This is a genomic window from Mycobacterium sp. NGS16 (genome assembly GCF_059813225.1).
In genome coordinates this window covers 729,356-743,214 of record NZ_JCALEE010000001.1, presented here as the reverse complement: position 1 = coordinate 743,214, position 13,859 = coordinate 729,356, and the positions used below count along the sequence as shown (strand labels likewise).

11 protein-coding genes and 2 pseudogenes are annotated in these 13,859 nt (G+C 70.0%); 4 read left to right on the top strand and 9 right to left on the bottom strand.

Annotated elements, in window-relative coordinates:
• Positions 1–49: 49 nt before the first annotated feature.
• The 5 genes and pseudogenes from AC5Y4Q_RS03635 to AC5Y4Q_RS03615 form a co-directional block, all read right to left on the bottom strand.
• Positions 50–616 (bottom strand): annotated as a pseudogene (locus AC5Y4Q_RS03635) (glycosyltransferase family 9 protein); the annotation flags it as partial.
• 314 nt (positions 617–930) lie between these two features.
• A complete protein-coding gene (locus AC5Y4Q_RS03630) occupies positions 931–2,427 on the bottom strand; it encodes an HAD-IIIA family hydrolase (protein WP_064921799.1) in 1,497 nt (498 codons plus the stop codon).
• Complete coding sequence (locus tag AC5Y4Q_RS03625) at positions 2,424–4,073, bottom strand: carbamoyltransferase family protein (protein WP_499957999.1); 1,650 nt, start codon at positions 4,071–4,073, stop codon at positions 2,424–2,426. Before AC5Y4Q_RS03625 ends, AC5Y4Q_RS03630 begins: the two co-directional genes overlap by 4 nt.
• 90 nt (positions 4,074–4,163) lie before the next feature.
• Positions 4,164–5,144, bottom strand: coding sequence for an NAD-dependent epimerase/dehydratase family protein (locus AC5Y4Q_RS03620; protein WP_419179692.1), 981 nt, complete (start codon positions 5,142–5,144; stop codon positions 4,164–4,166).
• Positions 5,145–5,191: 47 nt separating this feature from the next.
• Positions 5,192–5,671 (bottom strand): MPT63 family protein, encoded by a 480-nt coding sequence (locus tag AC5Y4Q_RS03615; protein ID WP_109535658.1) that lies wholly within the window; start codon positions 5,669–5,671, stop codon positions 5,192–5,194.
• 275 nt (positions 5,672–5,946) lie between these two features.
• Between AC5Y4Q_RS03615 and AC5Y4Q_RS03610 the strand changes: the two genes are divergently transcribed.
• From AC5Y4Q_RS03610 to AC5Y4Q_RS03595, 4 genes and pseudogenes are all read left to right on the top strand, one after another.
• A complete protein-coding gene (locus AC5Y4Q_RS03610; protein ID WP_064921802.1) occupies positions 5,947–6,615 on the top strand; it encodes a PAS and ANTAR domain-containing protein in 669 nt (222 codons plus the stop codon).
• 90 nt (positions 6,616–6,705) lie between these two features.
• Positions 6,706–7,710, top strand: coding sequence for a chemotaxis protein CheB (locus AC5Y4Q_RS03605; RefSeq protein WP_064921803.1), 1,005 nt, complete (start codon positions 6,706–6,708; stop codon positions 7,708–7,710).
• A 19-nt stretch (positions 7,711–7,729) separates the two neighbouring features.
• A complete protein-coding gene (locus AC5Y4Q_RS03600) occupies positions 7,730–8,455 on the top strand; it encodes an STAS domain-containing protein (RefSeq protein WP_082952613.1) in 726 nt (241 codons plus the stop codon).
• 72 nt (positions 8,456–8,527) lie between these two features.
• A pseudogene (locus AC5Y4Q_RS03595) lies at positions 8,528–10,380 on the top strand (CheR family methyltransferase).
• Here the strand turns inward: AC5Y4Q_RS03595 and AC5Y4Q_RS03590 are convergent.
• From AC5Y4Q_RS03590 to AC5Y4Q_RS03575, 4 genes are all read right to left on the bottom strand, one after another.
• Positions 10,320–10,739 carry a hypothetical protein gene (locus AC5Y4Q_RS03590; RefSeq protein WP_064921804.1) on the bottom strand — a complete coding sequence of 140 codons (420 nt, stop codon included), beginning with the start codon at positions 10,737–10,739 and terminating at the stop codon, positions 10,320–10,322. The pseudogene AC5Y4Q_RS03595 and the gene AC5Y4Q_RS03590 overlap by 61 nt on opposite strands.
• The gene (locus AC5Y4Q_RS03585) at positions 10,736–11,437 is read right to left on the bottom strand and encodes a GAF and ANTAR domain-containing protein (RefSeq protein WP_064921805.1); all 702 of its coding nucleotides are present in this window, start codon (positions 11,435–11,437) and stop codon (positions 10,736–10,738) included. The genes AC5Y4Q_RS03590 and AC5Y4Q_RS03585 overlap by 4 nt, the downstream gene beginning before the upstream one ends.
• 92 nt (positions 11,438–11,529) lie before the next feature.
• Complete coding sequence (locus AC5Y4Q_RS03580) at positions 11,530–12,756, bottom strand: glycosyltransferase (protein WP_064921806.1); 1,227 nt, start codon at positions 12,754–12,756, stop codon at positions 11,530–11,532.
• Positions 12,757–12,775: 19 nt separating this feature from the next.
• Entirely contained in the window at positions 12,776–13,756 is a 981-nt protein-coding gene (locus AC5Y4Q_RS03575; protein ID WP_064921807.1) for a glycosyltransferase, read from the bottom strand.
• Positions 13,757–13,859 lie beyond the last annotated feature (103 nt).

The window sequence follows — 13,859 nt, the reverse complement described above, 5'->3', positions numbered from 1 at the left end:
CCCGGCTGCCACGACACGGCGCGGTCTGATCACCGCACAGCATCACCGGGACGCCATAGGGGCTCCAGCGCTCGGCGGGCACCACCGGGGCGAACAGCGAGACGATCGGCGCCCCCACCGCCGCGGCCAGGTGCGCCGGTCCGGTGTTGGGCACCACCACCGCCCGGGCCCCGGCGAACACCGCACCCAGTTCGGCCAGCGTGGTACGCCCGCCCAGGTCAGTTGCGACCGGCCGGTCGAGGCCGGCGACGGTCGCGGTCAGCTCGCGGTCGGCGGCGCCACCGGTGACCACGACGTGCTGCCCGGCCCGGGCCAGGGCGCGCACCAGTTCGGCGGATTTGCCGGCCGAGGGCCGCCGGGCCGGTACCGCGGCGCCTGGATGGAACACCACGTAGTCGTCGCCGCCCAGCGCGGCACGCAGCGGCCGGGAAAGCGGCGGCAATTCCTTGACTTGCAGTCGCCCGTCGTCGCCGGGCGGCAGACTCCAGCCGGCAGCTTGCGCCAGCGCCAGCGCGCGCTGCGGTTCCGGGACGTCGCCGGGGTCGGGGTGGCGCAGGTCCAGCAGGCTCCCGGGGTAGTCGGTGCAGATCGCGCCGATCCAGGCCACCCCCGCCATCCGGCCGATCAGCGCCAACGGCAGCGGCGACTGGTGAAACGAGGTGAGAATCAGCAGCGCGTCAGGCTGTTCGCCGGCCAGCACGTCGACCAATTCGGCCACCGCTGCGGCGGTCACCGGACCGGCGTCGAAGTCCACCCAGCCGGCGCTCCACCGCACCACCCGGTCCACCCCGGGCAGCATCGCGGCCGCGGCGGCGCCGCGCGGGCCGGCCAGAAACACCACCCGGTCGTGCGCCGCGGCAACGGCGCGCACCGCCGGGCCGGTGATCAGCACGTCACCGAGACTGTCGAGCCGCGCGATGACCGCGGTGCTCATCGAATTCCTTTGAGCACCAAGGAGACCGCCGCATTCAGGGAGCGGGCGACCGCGGCGTTGGCACGGGCGTCGGCGATCTCGGCGGTCCGGGTGCGCCGGGTGGGCACCAGGATCGCGTCGGCGTCGGCGGCCAGCGCCGCCGCCACGTCGCCGCCGGTGTCGCCGATCATCACGCAGCGCCGCGGCTGTACCTCGAGCGCCTCGGCGGCCGCCGACACCAGCCCCGGGGCCGGTTTGCGGCAGCCGCAGCCGTCGTTCTCCCCGTGCTGGCAGACCTGCCAGCTGTCGAACGGCCCGAGCAGTTCGTCCACCCGGGAATTGACCGCGTCCAGCTGTTCCGGACTGATCAGGCCCCTGGCCACCCCGGACTGGTTGCTCACCACGGCCAGCCGCAGACCGTGCCGGCGCAGCCGCGCCAGCGCCCGGCGGGCGTGCGGCAGCGGAATCACCCCGTCCGGATCCGCCAGATACGGGTTGTCGTGAATCAGGGTGTCGTCGCGGTCCAGCAGCACCGCCAGCGGCGGGTCGGCCACGGCGTGGCGGAAACGCACGGCACCGGCGACCCGGTGAGCCACCGCCACGGGCGGAATCAGCACGCTGGAGACCACCATCGCGGCGATCTCACGTCGGCTTCGCGGTCCGGCGGCGATACGGCGCCACGCGAATTCCCCGGTGAGCCCGAGCCAGCCCAGTCCCCCGGCCCGGAGCATCGGGCGCCGGCCGGTGATCATGCCCAGCAGCGTCAACAGCCCGGCGCCGCAAGCGATCACGTGCATCGGAAGCCGTCCGCGTCCCTCGCCGATGGCGGTGCGCCACCCGCGGCCGTGCTTGCGGCGCATCAACGCGTCATCGCGGTTGCCGCGCTGGGCTTTGACGCTGCTCCACATCCCGGAGGCCGGGGCGATCGGGTGCACCGATTCGCGGGAGCCGACGGTGATGCGGCCGCCAGCCCGGGTCAGCCGCAGGGCGATGTCGGCGTCCTCGCGGTAGGCCCGCGGGAAGCGTTCGTCGAACCCGCCGCAGCCCACCAGTGCGTCGCGCCGGTAAGCCATGTCGGCGGTGATCCACTGTGCGTCGGACAGCCGCAGGGTGCGCCGCTCATCGTCGGACGGGCGGCGGTCCGCCGGCGTCGGCACCACAATCCGGGCCTGCGATCCGACGACATCCGGACCGGCGGCGGCAAGGTCGGCCTCCAGTCGGGCGCACCAGTTCTGGCCCGGCACGACGTCGTCGTCGACAAAGCAGATCCACTCGGCGCGGACGGCGCGCCAGCCGACGTTGCGAGCGGCGGCCGGGCCGCGACCGCGTGAGCGCAGCACGGTGACCGGCAGAAATCCGGCCTCCGGCCACAGCGGCCGGGCCGGCCCCGGGCGGTCGTCGACGATGATCACCTCACCGGTCGGCGGCCGACACTCCTGCTGCAGCGCGGCCAATAGCCGATTCAGCGAGGGGCGCCCGATCGTGGGGATCACCACCGCATAGCTCGGGGTCATTGGGCGTGCCGCCGAATCAGGAAGGGGCCCAAGGCCAATGCGTCGATCGGGGCGCTGCCGAAGCATGCCAGTGCGTCGCGCGGGCTGTCCACCATCGGCCGCCCAGCGGTGTTGAAGCTGGTGTTGACCACCACCGGCACCCCGGTGCGCTCGGCGAACGCGCTGATCATCGCATGCAGCAGCGGTTGGCCGGTGTCGACGGTCTGGATGCGCGCGGTGCCGTCGACGTGGGTGACCGCGGGAATGCGATCTCGCCACGGCTCGGCGACATCGTGCACGAACAGCATGTACGGGCTGGGCAGCGGGCCACCGGTGAAGATCTCGGCGGCACGCTCGGCGAGCACCATCGGTGCGACCGGGCGGAACTGTTCGCGGCCCTTGACCCGGTTGAGCCGGTCCAGGTTGCCGGCGCGGCGCGGGTCGGCCAGCAGCGACCGGTTGCCCAGGGCCCGGGGGCCGAATTCCGCGCTGCCCTGGAACCATCCGACGACCCCGTCGCCGGCCAGGATGTCGCCGACCGCGACGGCGATGTCGGCAGGGCGTTCGTAACGGATGTCGGCCTCAGCCAGTACGGCGGCGATCTCGTCGTCGGTGAAGGAGCGGCCCAGTGACGCCGAGGGCATCGGCGCGATCTCCTGGTCGTGCTCAGCCGCCACAGCCAGCGCCGCCCCCAGCGCGGTGCCCGAATCACCGGCGGCCGGCTGCACCCAGATCGCTTGGAAGTCACCCCGATTGAACAGCGCGGTGTTGGCCACGCAGTTGAGCGCCACTCCGCCCGCCAGGCACAACGTGTCGGCCTTGGTGCGCTGCGCCAGCCAGGCCACCGTGTCGGCCAGCACCTCCTCGACCACCCGCTGCACGCTGCAGGCCAGGTCGGCGTGCGCCGGGTCCAGTCCCTGCTCGTCGCGGCCACGGGGGCGGGTGAATGCCGACCACTGCACCGGCAGCGTGCGAAACGTGCCGTCCGGGCAGGAGTACACCAGCTCCCGCAACTGCTCGGCGTAGACGGGCCGGCCGTAGGAGGCCATCGCCATCACCTTGTACTCGTCGCTGGACCGGGTGAACCCGAGATGCTCGGTGAGGTTCTCATAGAGCAGGCCCAGCGAATGCGGCAACGCTTGGGACGCAAGGATATCCAGCTTCTGATCGCGATACTCACCGGCCAGCATCGAGGTGGCCTCACCGCGGCCGTCGACCACCAGGACAGCACTGTCACCGAACGGGGAGGCCAGCGCCGCCGACGCCGCGTGGGCCACGTGGTGCCGCACATGGCGCACCACGCCCGGATCCAGCCCGGGCAGTGCGGTGGCCAGAAACCGCGGGGCCCGGCGTGCGTACATGGTGCGCAGATACTCCCAGTCGCGGTCCTGCCCGTCGATCGGCGCGCCGCCGGGTTCTTGGGACTCGGCCAGCGCGGGGTCGTAGGAGTAACCGACCGCATCCAGATCGGCGGGGCCGATCCCGCCCTGCTCCAAACACCACCGGGCGGCGTGGACCGGCAGCTCCCAGGTGGAGAACGCCACCGCCTGCTTGCCGTGCTTGCGCCGGGTGAACCGCTCTTCTTCGGCCGCCGCGACGATCCGGCCGTCGACGAACAGGGCAGCGGCCGGGTCGTGGAAGACCGCGTTGATGCCCAGTACTCGCACGAGAACCTCCCCCGAACCGCGAGAACCGCTTCGATAGCAGTGGAGATACCCACCAGAACCGCTGCTAAACGGGCGACCGGAGCAGGCTGGCTAAACCGTTGCGGTGACGTCGATCTGGGGCCGGAACCAGGCAATGGTGGCATCCAGGCCGTCGGCGGCACCGACCTTCGGCGCCCAGCCCAATAATTCGCGGGCACGCCGGATGTCCGGACAGCGCCGCCGCGGGTCGTCTTGCGCGGCAGCGATATGGCGGATCGGCGAGGTACTGCCGGACCGGGCGCGGATCAGTTCGGCCACTTCCAGTACAGTCAGCTCCTCCGGGCTGCCGATGTTGATCGGGCCGGCGACATCGCGGGCGGCCAGGGCGATCAGCCCCGCGATGGTGTCGTCGACGTAGCACAGCGAGCGGGTCTGCCGGCCGGTGCCGGCGACCGTGATCGGCGCGCCGCGCAGGGCCTGACCGCAGAACGTCGGCACCATCCGACCGTCGTCGAGGCGCATCCCCGGCCCGTAGCTGTTGAAAATCCGGGCCACCCCGACGTCGGCGGCCCTCGCCCGGCGATAGGCGAACGTCAACGCCTCGGCGAATCGCTTGGCCTCGTCGTAGACACTACGCAACCCGACGGGATTCACGTTGCCCCAATAGGTTTCGGGCTGCGGGTGGATCAGCGGGTCACCATAGACCTCACTGGTGGAGGCCAGCACGAAGCGGGCCCGAGACGCCTCGGCGATGGCGAGGGCGGCGGCGGTGCCCTGCGCTCCGGCCCGCAGCGTCGCTATCGGCATCCGCAGATAGTCCGGCGGAGACGCCGCCGAGGCCAGGTGGAACACCGCGTCCAGCGGCCCGAACCGCCCGGGGTCGGCGAACCCTTCGGCGATATCGTGTTCGACGAACTCGATGCCGGAAAGTTGTTGCACCGCAGAGCGATTGGCTGCCGAAGCGGTAGACAGGTCGTCGATACACCATACCCGCTGCGCGCCTGTTTCGAGCAGCAGCGCGCACAATCGGGTGCCGAGAAAGCCGGCGCCACCGGTGACCAGAACCCGGTCGAGCGCACGCACGGGACGCACACCCGAGTGGGCCCGACCGCTGCGATCGGGCCCATCTCGGTTCGGCGTCAGGCCTTGCTCGTCCAGATCAGCACATCCTGGACGCCGTCGTTGTAGACCACGCCGTCCGGCGGCGGGCCGGTGACGTCGAAGTAGAGCTTGCCGCTGGCCTGGCCACCCTGGGCGATCGGCGTCGGCGGGATGCCGCCCGGCACCGGCACGTTATTCACCACGTGGTAGGTGGTGCTGGTGGCCGCCCGGGCATTGAAGTCGTTCACCAGCGGTGTCACCGTCCCCTGGTCCGCATGGGCGGTCACGTCAGCCTGGTACAGCTTGCCCTGCGGCTGGTATCCGGGGATGACCACGTTGGTCGGACCCAGATTGCTGACGGTGTAGGAGGTCGCCAGCGCGCCGTCCTCGAGCTGTTCGGGCGTGCCGAATGGTTGGATCGCCGGCTCGGCCATGGCGGTGGTCGCAGAGAAGACACTCACTGCGGCGATTCCGGCTGCGCCGGCGGCCGTCTTGGCTGCCATCGTGGAGAGCTTCACTTGTGACTCCTTCCATCGAGTCGTTACCTCGCGGCGGTCCGCCTTGCTGGAACATCGCCGCACGTGTCACAGCGCTTACCCAGGGCCCCGGACGGCAAAACACGTTGCAGTTGCGCGGCATGAGGAAATTGTGGATAGTTACGCCAAGCTCGGGCGTTCAGCAGGCAGCGCCGGTCGGGACCGCCCGTGCATTCCTGCGTTTCCAGACCGCGGCTCGCCGCCAGCCGTCTGGATTCAGCTCATACTGTGTTGTGGTGCGAGAAAGCAGGTGCAGGGTGGTCGGGGGTCTCGACGCTCAATTCGGCGCGCCGTTCGGCGACGATGCCGAGCCGCAAAGCGATCTCGATCTGGTGGTCGGACAGGGTGAACCACAGCGGGTCGGGCGGTTCCGGTACTGGCTCGGCGAACAACGCTGGGAATGGTCGGACGCGGTGGCCCGCATGCACGGCTACGAGCCGGGCACGGTTGAGCCCAGCACCGAGCTGCTGCTGCAGCACAAGCACCCAGAAGATCGCCCCCAGGTCGCCGAGGTGCTGGAGCGGGTCCTGCAGGGTGAGCCGTTTTCCAGCCGGCACCGGATCATCGACACCGGCGGCCAGGAGCACTGGGTGATCGTGGTCGGTGACCGCATGCTCGACGACACCGGCGTGGTGACCGGTACCGCCGGCTTCTACGTCGATGTCACCGATGTGCTGCAGGCCGATGTCAGCGCCGTGGTCTCCGAGGTCGCCGAGTCGCGCGCCGTGATCGAGCAGGCCAAAGGGGTGCTGATGGCCGCCTACGGCATCTCCGCCGAGCGGGCGTTCGACATCCTGGTGTGGCGTTCCCAGGAGACCAATGTCAAGGTGCGCGAGCTGGCGGCCCGGTTCCTGGCGGCGATGAGCGGGACCTTTCCCCCGGACTCGGTGTCGCTGGTGGATCACACGCTCTTGACCGTGAGCTGACCCGGCGCCGAGAAGACTACGCTAGACCGCGGCGCGCCCTGAGGTTGCCCGCACCGTCCGGCGGGTAGCCACCCAAAGGTGGTGAGTGCGATGGCAGACACGCCGGGCCCGGTCAACGTCGTGGGCGTGGGGGCTTCGGCCGGCGGGGTCGAGGCGCTGAAGAGGATGGTGGCCGGATTACCGGCCACCTTGCCGTACGCGGTTCTGGTGGTGCTGCACATCCCGGCCCGGGCCCCCAGCGTGCTGGCGCGGATTCTCGATCGGCACGGCCCGCTGCCGGCCAGCACCGGCACCTCGGGGACGCGACTGGAGCACGGTCGCGTGTACGTCGCCGCGCCGGATCACCACCTGATGGTCGAGGACGGCCGGCTGGTGCTCAGCGAAGGACCCACCGAGAACGGGCACCGGCCCGCGATCAACGCCCTGTTCCGCTCGATCGCACTGGCCCACGGCCCCCGCGCGGTCGGGGTGTTGCTGTCGGGAGTGCTGGACGATGGCGTGCTGGGGCTGGCCGCGATCCGGTCGCGCGGCGGCACGGCGATCGCCCAATCGCCGGCTGATGCCCTGTTTCCGGCAATGCCGCAGAACGCTGTGGACGCCGGCACGGTGGACCATCAGGTGCCGGCGCACGAGGTGGGTGCTCTGCTGGAGAAGCTGGCGGACCGAAAGTTCGAGGAAGACGAGATGGAGCCGGACACCAGCATGGAGCTGGAGAACCGGATCGCGATGGCCGGTCGGTTCGCGACCGATTTCAACAGTGACGACCTGGGGCCGCCGTCGGGTTACGTCTGCCCCGACTGCAGCGGCGCCCTCGTCACCGTCAGCAGCGGCAACTACCGGTGCCACGTCGGGCACGCCTGGACCGCCGACGCGCTGCTGCAGGCTCGCGATGACGAAGTGAGCAATGCGCTGTGGATCGCGCTGCGCAGCCTGCAGGAGAAGGCCAAGCTCTCGCGCCGGCTGGCAACTCAGGTCACACCGGGCGTGCTGAGCGAGCGTTATGAGGCGCTGGCCGACGAGGCCGAACACGCCACCGCCGTGCTCGGGCAGCGCCTGGCCGCCCTCTACGAAAGGCAGGAGCAGCACGCTGAGTAGGGTTCCGAGTCAGCTGACGGTGACCGCGGCCGCGGCCGCCGGCGCTTGTCTGCTGACTGCGAGCGGGACGCTGGACAGCAGCACCTACCTCGAACTGCGTGACCGCGTCATCAAAGCGGCGCTCGACGAACCACCGGCCGTGCTGGTGGACGTGAGCGGCCTCGATGTCCCGGCGTCCTCGGCCTGGTCGGTGTTCACCAGTGCCCGCTGGTATGTCAGCACCTGGCCGGACATCCCGATCATGCTGGTCTGCCCGCATCGTGATGTGGCCGCGCGTATCGCGCACACCGGCGTGACCCGCTATGTCCCCGTGCATCCCAACGTCGCGGCCGCGTTACGGTCGTTGGCCCACGGCACGCCTCCCCGCCGCCGGATCCGCATCGAGCTGCCGCGCGCTGTGAGCAGCCTGCGCCGGGCCCGCGACCATGTGGCGCAGTGGCTGTCCAACTGGTCGCACGACGAGCTGATCCCGACCGGGAAGGTCATCGTCGACGCGTTGGTGGAGAACGTGCTTCGCCATACCGACAGCGCACCGGTACTCGTGCTGGAAAGCGCCGACTCCGCCGTCACCATCGCGGTCCAGGACACCAACCCCGCCCCCGCGGTGCGCCGCGAAGCGGTCGGCGGCCCCGACCGGACTTCGGGTCTGGCCGTGGTGGGCGCGCTGTGCCGCGCCTGGGGTAGCAGCCCGGGCCCTAACGGCAAGACGGTGTGGGCGGTCATCGGCCCGGGGAACCGGCTTTAGAGTCGCAGGCCCGACGGCGCGCGCGAGTAGTGTTTGGCCTCGCAGCGGTTTCTGGCGGACGGACGGGGCGAGATGGACGGGAAGAGCGACGGGCCAGACGAAGCGTTCGAGGCGCTGTTGCGCTACCTGCGTGATTCCCGCGGATTCGATTTCACCGGCTATAAGCGCGCTTCGCTGATGCGACGGGTGCGCCACCGGATGAGCCAGGGCGGCGTTGAGACCTACGAGCAGTATCTGGACGTGCTGCAGGCCAGTTCCGACGAATTCTCGGCGCTGTTCAACACCATCCTGATCAACGTCACGGCGTTTTTCCGCGATCCCGATTCCTGGGACTACATCGCCTCCGACGTCATCCCCGGATCCTGGCCGAGCGCGGCCCCGACGACCCGGTCCGGGTGTGGAGCGCCGGCTGCGCCTCCGGCCAGGAGGCCTACACGCTGGCGATGCTGCTGGCCGAAACGCTCGGCCCGGAGGCGTTCCGCCAGCGGGTCAAGATCTACGCCACCGACGTCGACGAGGACGCGCTCACCGAGGCGCGCGCCGCCACCTACGACGCCAGGGCCGTCGAGTCGGTGCCGCCGCAGTATCTGGACCGGTATTTTGACGCCGCCAACGGCCGGTACGTCTTTCGCAAAGACTTGCGCCGCGGAGTGATCTTCGGCCGCAACGACCTGGTCAAGGACGCGCCGATCTCGCGGGTCGACTTGCTGGTGTGCCGCAACACCCTGATGTACATGAACGCCGAGACGCAGCGCAATGTGTTGAACCGCCTGCATTTCGCGCTGTCGCCCCAGGGCACCTTGTTCCTCGGCCACGCCGAGATGCTGCTGAGCCACAGCGACCGATTCACTCCGCTGAACCTCAAGCACCGGATCTTCCGCAAGGCCGCCGGCTCACACAGCGGCCTGCAACGCTACGACCCCGCGGCGTCGATGTATGAGCAGCACAGCGACCTGCCCGGACTGGTGACCGTGCGGGAGATGGCATTCCGGGCGAGCCCGGTGGCGCAGATCGTGGTGACCGGTGAGGACACCGTGGCGATGATCAACCAGCAGGCCGAAACACTGTTCGGGCTCTCCGCCCGCGACATCGGCCGGCTGCTGCGCGACCTGGAAGTCTCCTATCGCCCGGTGGAACTGCGCGCCTATCTGGAACAGGCGAAGGTGGAGCGGCGCTCCGCCCGGATCCAGGACGTCAGCTGGCAGCGCCCCGGCGCCGAGACCATCTGGTTCGAGATCCACGTCAATCCCCTGATCGACGGCGACAACGGTCTGCTGGGCGTGTCGATCGTGTTCTTCGACGTGACCGCCACCCGGGCGCTGGTCGACAAGGTGGTCGCCACCAACCGCCAGCTCGAGGCGGCTTATGAGGAGCTGCAGTCCACCAACGAAGAACTGGAAACGACGAACGAAGAACTGCAATCGACGGTCGAAGAACTCGAAACGACGAACGAAGAACTTCAGTCGACCAACGAAGAGCTCGAAACGATGAACGAGGAGCTGCAGTCCACCAACGACGAGTTGCACACCATCAACGACACCCTGCGCGAGCGCAGCATCGAGCTGGACGATGCCCGTAGCTTTTTGGATTCACTGGTCAACTCGGTGCATCTGGGCATGGTCGTGGTCGACCGGGAGATGCGGGTGGTGGTGTGGAACCGGGGCTGCGAAGACCTGTGGGGATTGCGGTCCGAGGAGACCCTCGGGGCGGCGCTGACCGGCCTCGACATCGGCTTGCCGATGGAGGACATCCGGCCGCTGATCGGCAACGCGTTCGTCGATCCGGACAATCCCGGCGAGGCGCTGGTCGAGGCCGTCAATCGGCGGGGCCGCCCGGCCAAGGTCCGGGTGACGTGTGCGGGCTTTCAGGCGCCCAACGAGGGCGGAGTGCACGGGGCGCTGTTGCTGATGGAGGTGCGCTCGTGATCCGCCGGCTCCGCCCGGGCCTGCGCGGCAGCGGCCCGTTCGTGCAGCTGCGCGTGCGCACGGTGGATTTCGGCGGCGTCGAGGTGAGCGTCCCCGTCGCCGTTGCCGGCCGATAACGCCGCCTGTTCGTGCGCAGCGGCGGCCTCCAGATGCGCGGTGACCGCGTCCAGGTGTCGGTGGGCGGCGTCCCGATGGGCCCGTTCAGCGCGCTGCCGCGACTCGTCGGCACGCACCCGGGCCACGTCGGCGTTCTCCGCCGTCACCGCAATTCCGGCCGCCAGTTCTTCGCGCCGCACCTGCAGCTCCGCGGCTCGCAGCCGGGCCAGCTCGCCACGGGTCGCCGCCGCCGAGAGGTTCACGGGCCCGCGCCTTGCCGGCCGACCACCTGCTGGGCCACCTCGGCCAGCGGGGTGTTGGTGTTCTGTGACAGCCGTTTGAGCAGCTCAAAAGCCTGCACCGCATCGACGTCGAACCGCTCCATGAGCATCCCTTTGGCCTGGCCGATGACGTCGCGGGTGGCCAGCGCGCTGCGAAACTGCTCGTCGCGGCGCACGATGTGCCAGGCCAGCGCCGCGTGGGTGGCCAGGGTCAGCCCCACCTCCACCGCCTCGTCGTCGAAGACGCCGGGCACTTCGGCGTAGAAGTTCAGCGCTCCGGTGCTGCCCTGACCGGTGAACAATTCGAAGGCCAGGACGGACCGGATCGGTGTCGTCTCGGCCACCTCGCGGCAGTAGGACGGCCAGCGCTCCTCGCGGGTGACGTCGTCGAGGCGAACGACGTGATGCTTCCATGCCGCGGCCAGGCAGGGACCCTCCCGGTGGCGCCGCTGAATGTCATCGAGCAGGGCGGGATACTTGCCTGTCGACGCCAGCGTCTGCACTCCGCCACTCGACGTCGTCAGCGTGATTCCGGCGTGCTGCGCGCAGGTCATATGCCCGAGCAGGTTCGCGATCAGGTCATCGAGCGCGCCGTCCACATCGACATGGGCGCGTCGATCCAACGAACGAACCAAGCCCGCCACCTCGCGCATCATGTCACTGCGGTCAGCCGCCGCCATGCTTTTGCTCCGCCCAATCCCGACCGATCTACCCATGTTCCCCCGATCGGCGGGCGGCGGCAATACGTCCCGCACCATCCCTTTCGCGGGCGTCAACCTGAGCCTGAGGCCCGGGCCGCGGTGCGCGACGGCGGCGCCGCGGGCAGCAGTCGGTCATACACCCGCAGCGTGTCGCTGGCGACGCGGTCCCAGGAGTATCTCGAGCGGGCCCGTTCCCGGCCGGCAGCGCCGAAGCCGGACGCGGCGCGCCGATCCCGCAGGATGGCGTTGATCGCGTTCGCGCAGGCCCGCGGGTCCTTCGGCGGTATCAGCAGGCCGGTCACGTCGTGAACCACGGTGTCGAGCATGCCGCCCACCGCCGTCGCCACCACCGGCACCCCGCAGGCCATCGCCTCCAGCGGCACGATCCCGAACGGTTCGTACCACGGGGTACACGTCACCACGTCCGCCGAGCGCAGCAAGGCCGGCATGTCCTCGCGCGCGACCGACCCGTAGAGCGAAACCCGTTCCGCCACACCGAGGTCGGCGGCCAGCTGCCGCAGGCGGCAGGCCTCCGGGACAGTGTCGAGTTCGGTGCGCTGCGGACCGCCGGCGATCACCAGCTCGGCGGTCGGGACGGTGGTCAGCGCCTCGATCACGGTGTCGAACCCCTTGCGTGGCACGAACCGGCCGACCGCGACGATGCGCCGCCGCCCCGTCCGGGGCGCGCTCGGGCCGTGCGGCGAGAACCGGTCCACATCGACGCCGCACGGCACCACCGAGATTCGCAGCCGGTCCCGGCCGAGACGCATCAACTCGAACACCTCATCGCTGCAGCCGGCCGTCACCCACGTCGCCTCGCGGGCCACCCGCGTCTCCAGCCTCAGCCGTTCGGCCGGACTGGTGTCGCGATGGCCCTGGTGCCGTTGCTTGACCACGCCCAGCGCGTGGAACGTCTGGACGGTCGGCACCCGGCGGCGTTTGGCGGCCAGCTGGGTGGCGACTCCCGACATCCAGAAGTGTGCGTGCGCGATGTCGGGTCGCTCGTCGTCCCATTGGGCGTCCAGGTAGCGCCCGAACGTTCCCATGTACTGCAGCAGTTCGTCTTTGGGCACATAGCGGGCCGGCCCCGCCGGCACGTGCACCACCGTGTAGCCCTGCTCGGTGTCGACCCGCTCCGGTAGGCCGGGGTCATCGCGGCGGGTATAGACCTCGACCTGGTGGCCGCGGCGCGCCAGCGCCGCCGACAACTCGGCGACATGGACGTTCTGGCCGCCGGCATCGGCTCCGCCGAGCGCTGCGAGCGGGCTGGCGTGTTCGGAAACCATGGCGATCTTCATCGCGATCCTCTCCTGATAGTCACGCGCACTGCGCTTCGATGATCTGGTCCCACTCGCCCAGAAACCGTTCCAGCCCGAAATGTTCCGTCGCGTAGTCGCGGGCCGCCTTCCCGACCACTTCAGCCAGGTAACGGTCGGCGACCAGCCCGGTCAGCGCCGCCCGCAGGGTGTCGAGGTCGGCGCTGACAACACCCGCCTCCGGCGGCACCACCAGCGGCGCCATGGTCGCGGCGACCGCCACCACCGGCATGCCCAGGAACATGGCCTCCAGCAGTGACAGGCCCAGCGACGTCCAGCGGGCGGTGTGCAGGTACACCCGCCGATGGGCCAGTTCCTTCATCAGCGGCCCGGTCCGCAGGTCGCCGTGGCCGGTGACACCGGCGCAGCGGTGGGGCGGGTCGTTGAGTTCGTCGGTCCCGATCCCCCAGACGTCGACCGGCGCGGATTGCCCGAACACCCCCAGCAGGTCGGCGCCGACGGTGCGCCAGCGCCGCACCGGTTCGTTGATCAGCGTGCCCGCCGCCGCGATGTCGCCGGTATAGAGGTGCCCCGGGTCGGCGATGCCGTGGTCGATGACCGTCGTTGCGGCGCGGCCGTTGTCCCACATCAGTTGGTTGAAGTCGGTGACGTGGATCAGCGGGATGTCGTCACGTTCGGCGATCGGGTGCAGGCTCTCCACCACGAACGGCCGCGGCGCATTGTGCTCGACGTAGACCGCCGGAACATCGATGCCGGGCCGGCGGCCCAGCAGGCGGGTGGCCAGCTCCAGCTCGTGCGGGCGCTGCAACACCACCAGGTCGACGTCGTGGTGGCGCAACTCCGCCGTCGGGACCTCGAAAGCCCGCGGCCAGTCGCGCCCGCAGAGCCCGCGGCCGTCCGGATCCCGTGGGGCGTTGACCGGAATGAGGTAGCGGTGGCGGCCGGCAACAAAGGAGTCCATCCACGAGCCGTGCACATGCCAGATGAGCAGTGAACGCGGGGTGGTCTGCGGAAACGCCATAACCGCTTGTTACCCGCGGCGCTTGCGGCTAAACGTCCAAGCGGTCACCGAAGCGGTTTGCTGCAACGGAATTCGAACGACACCGGGATAAGCACCGTTACCG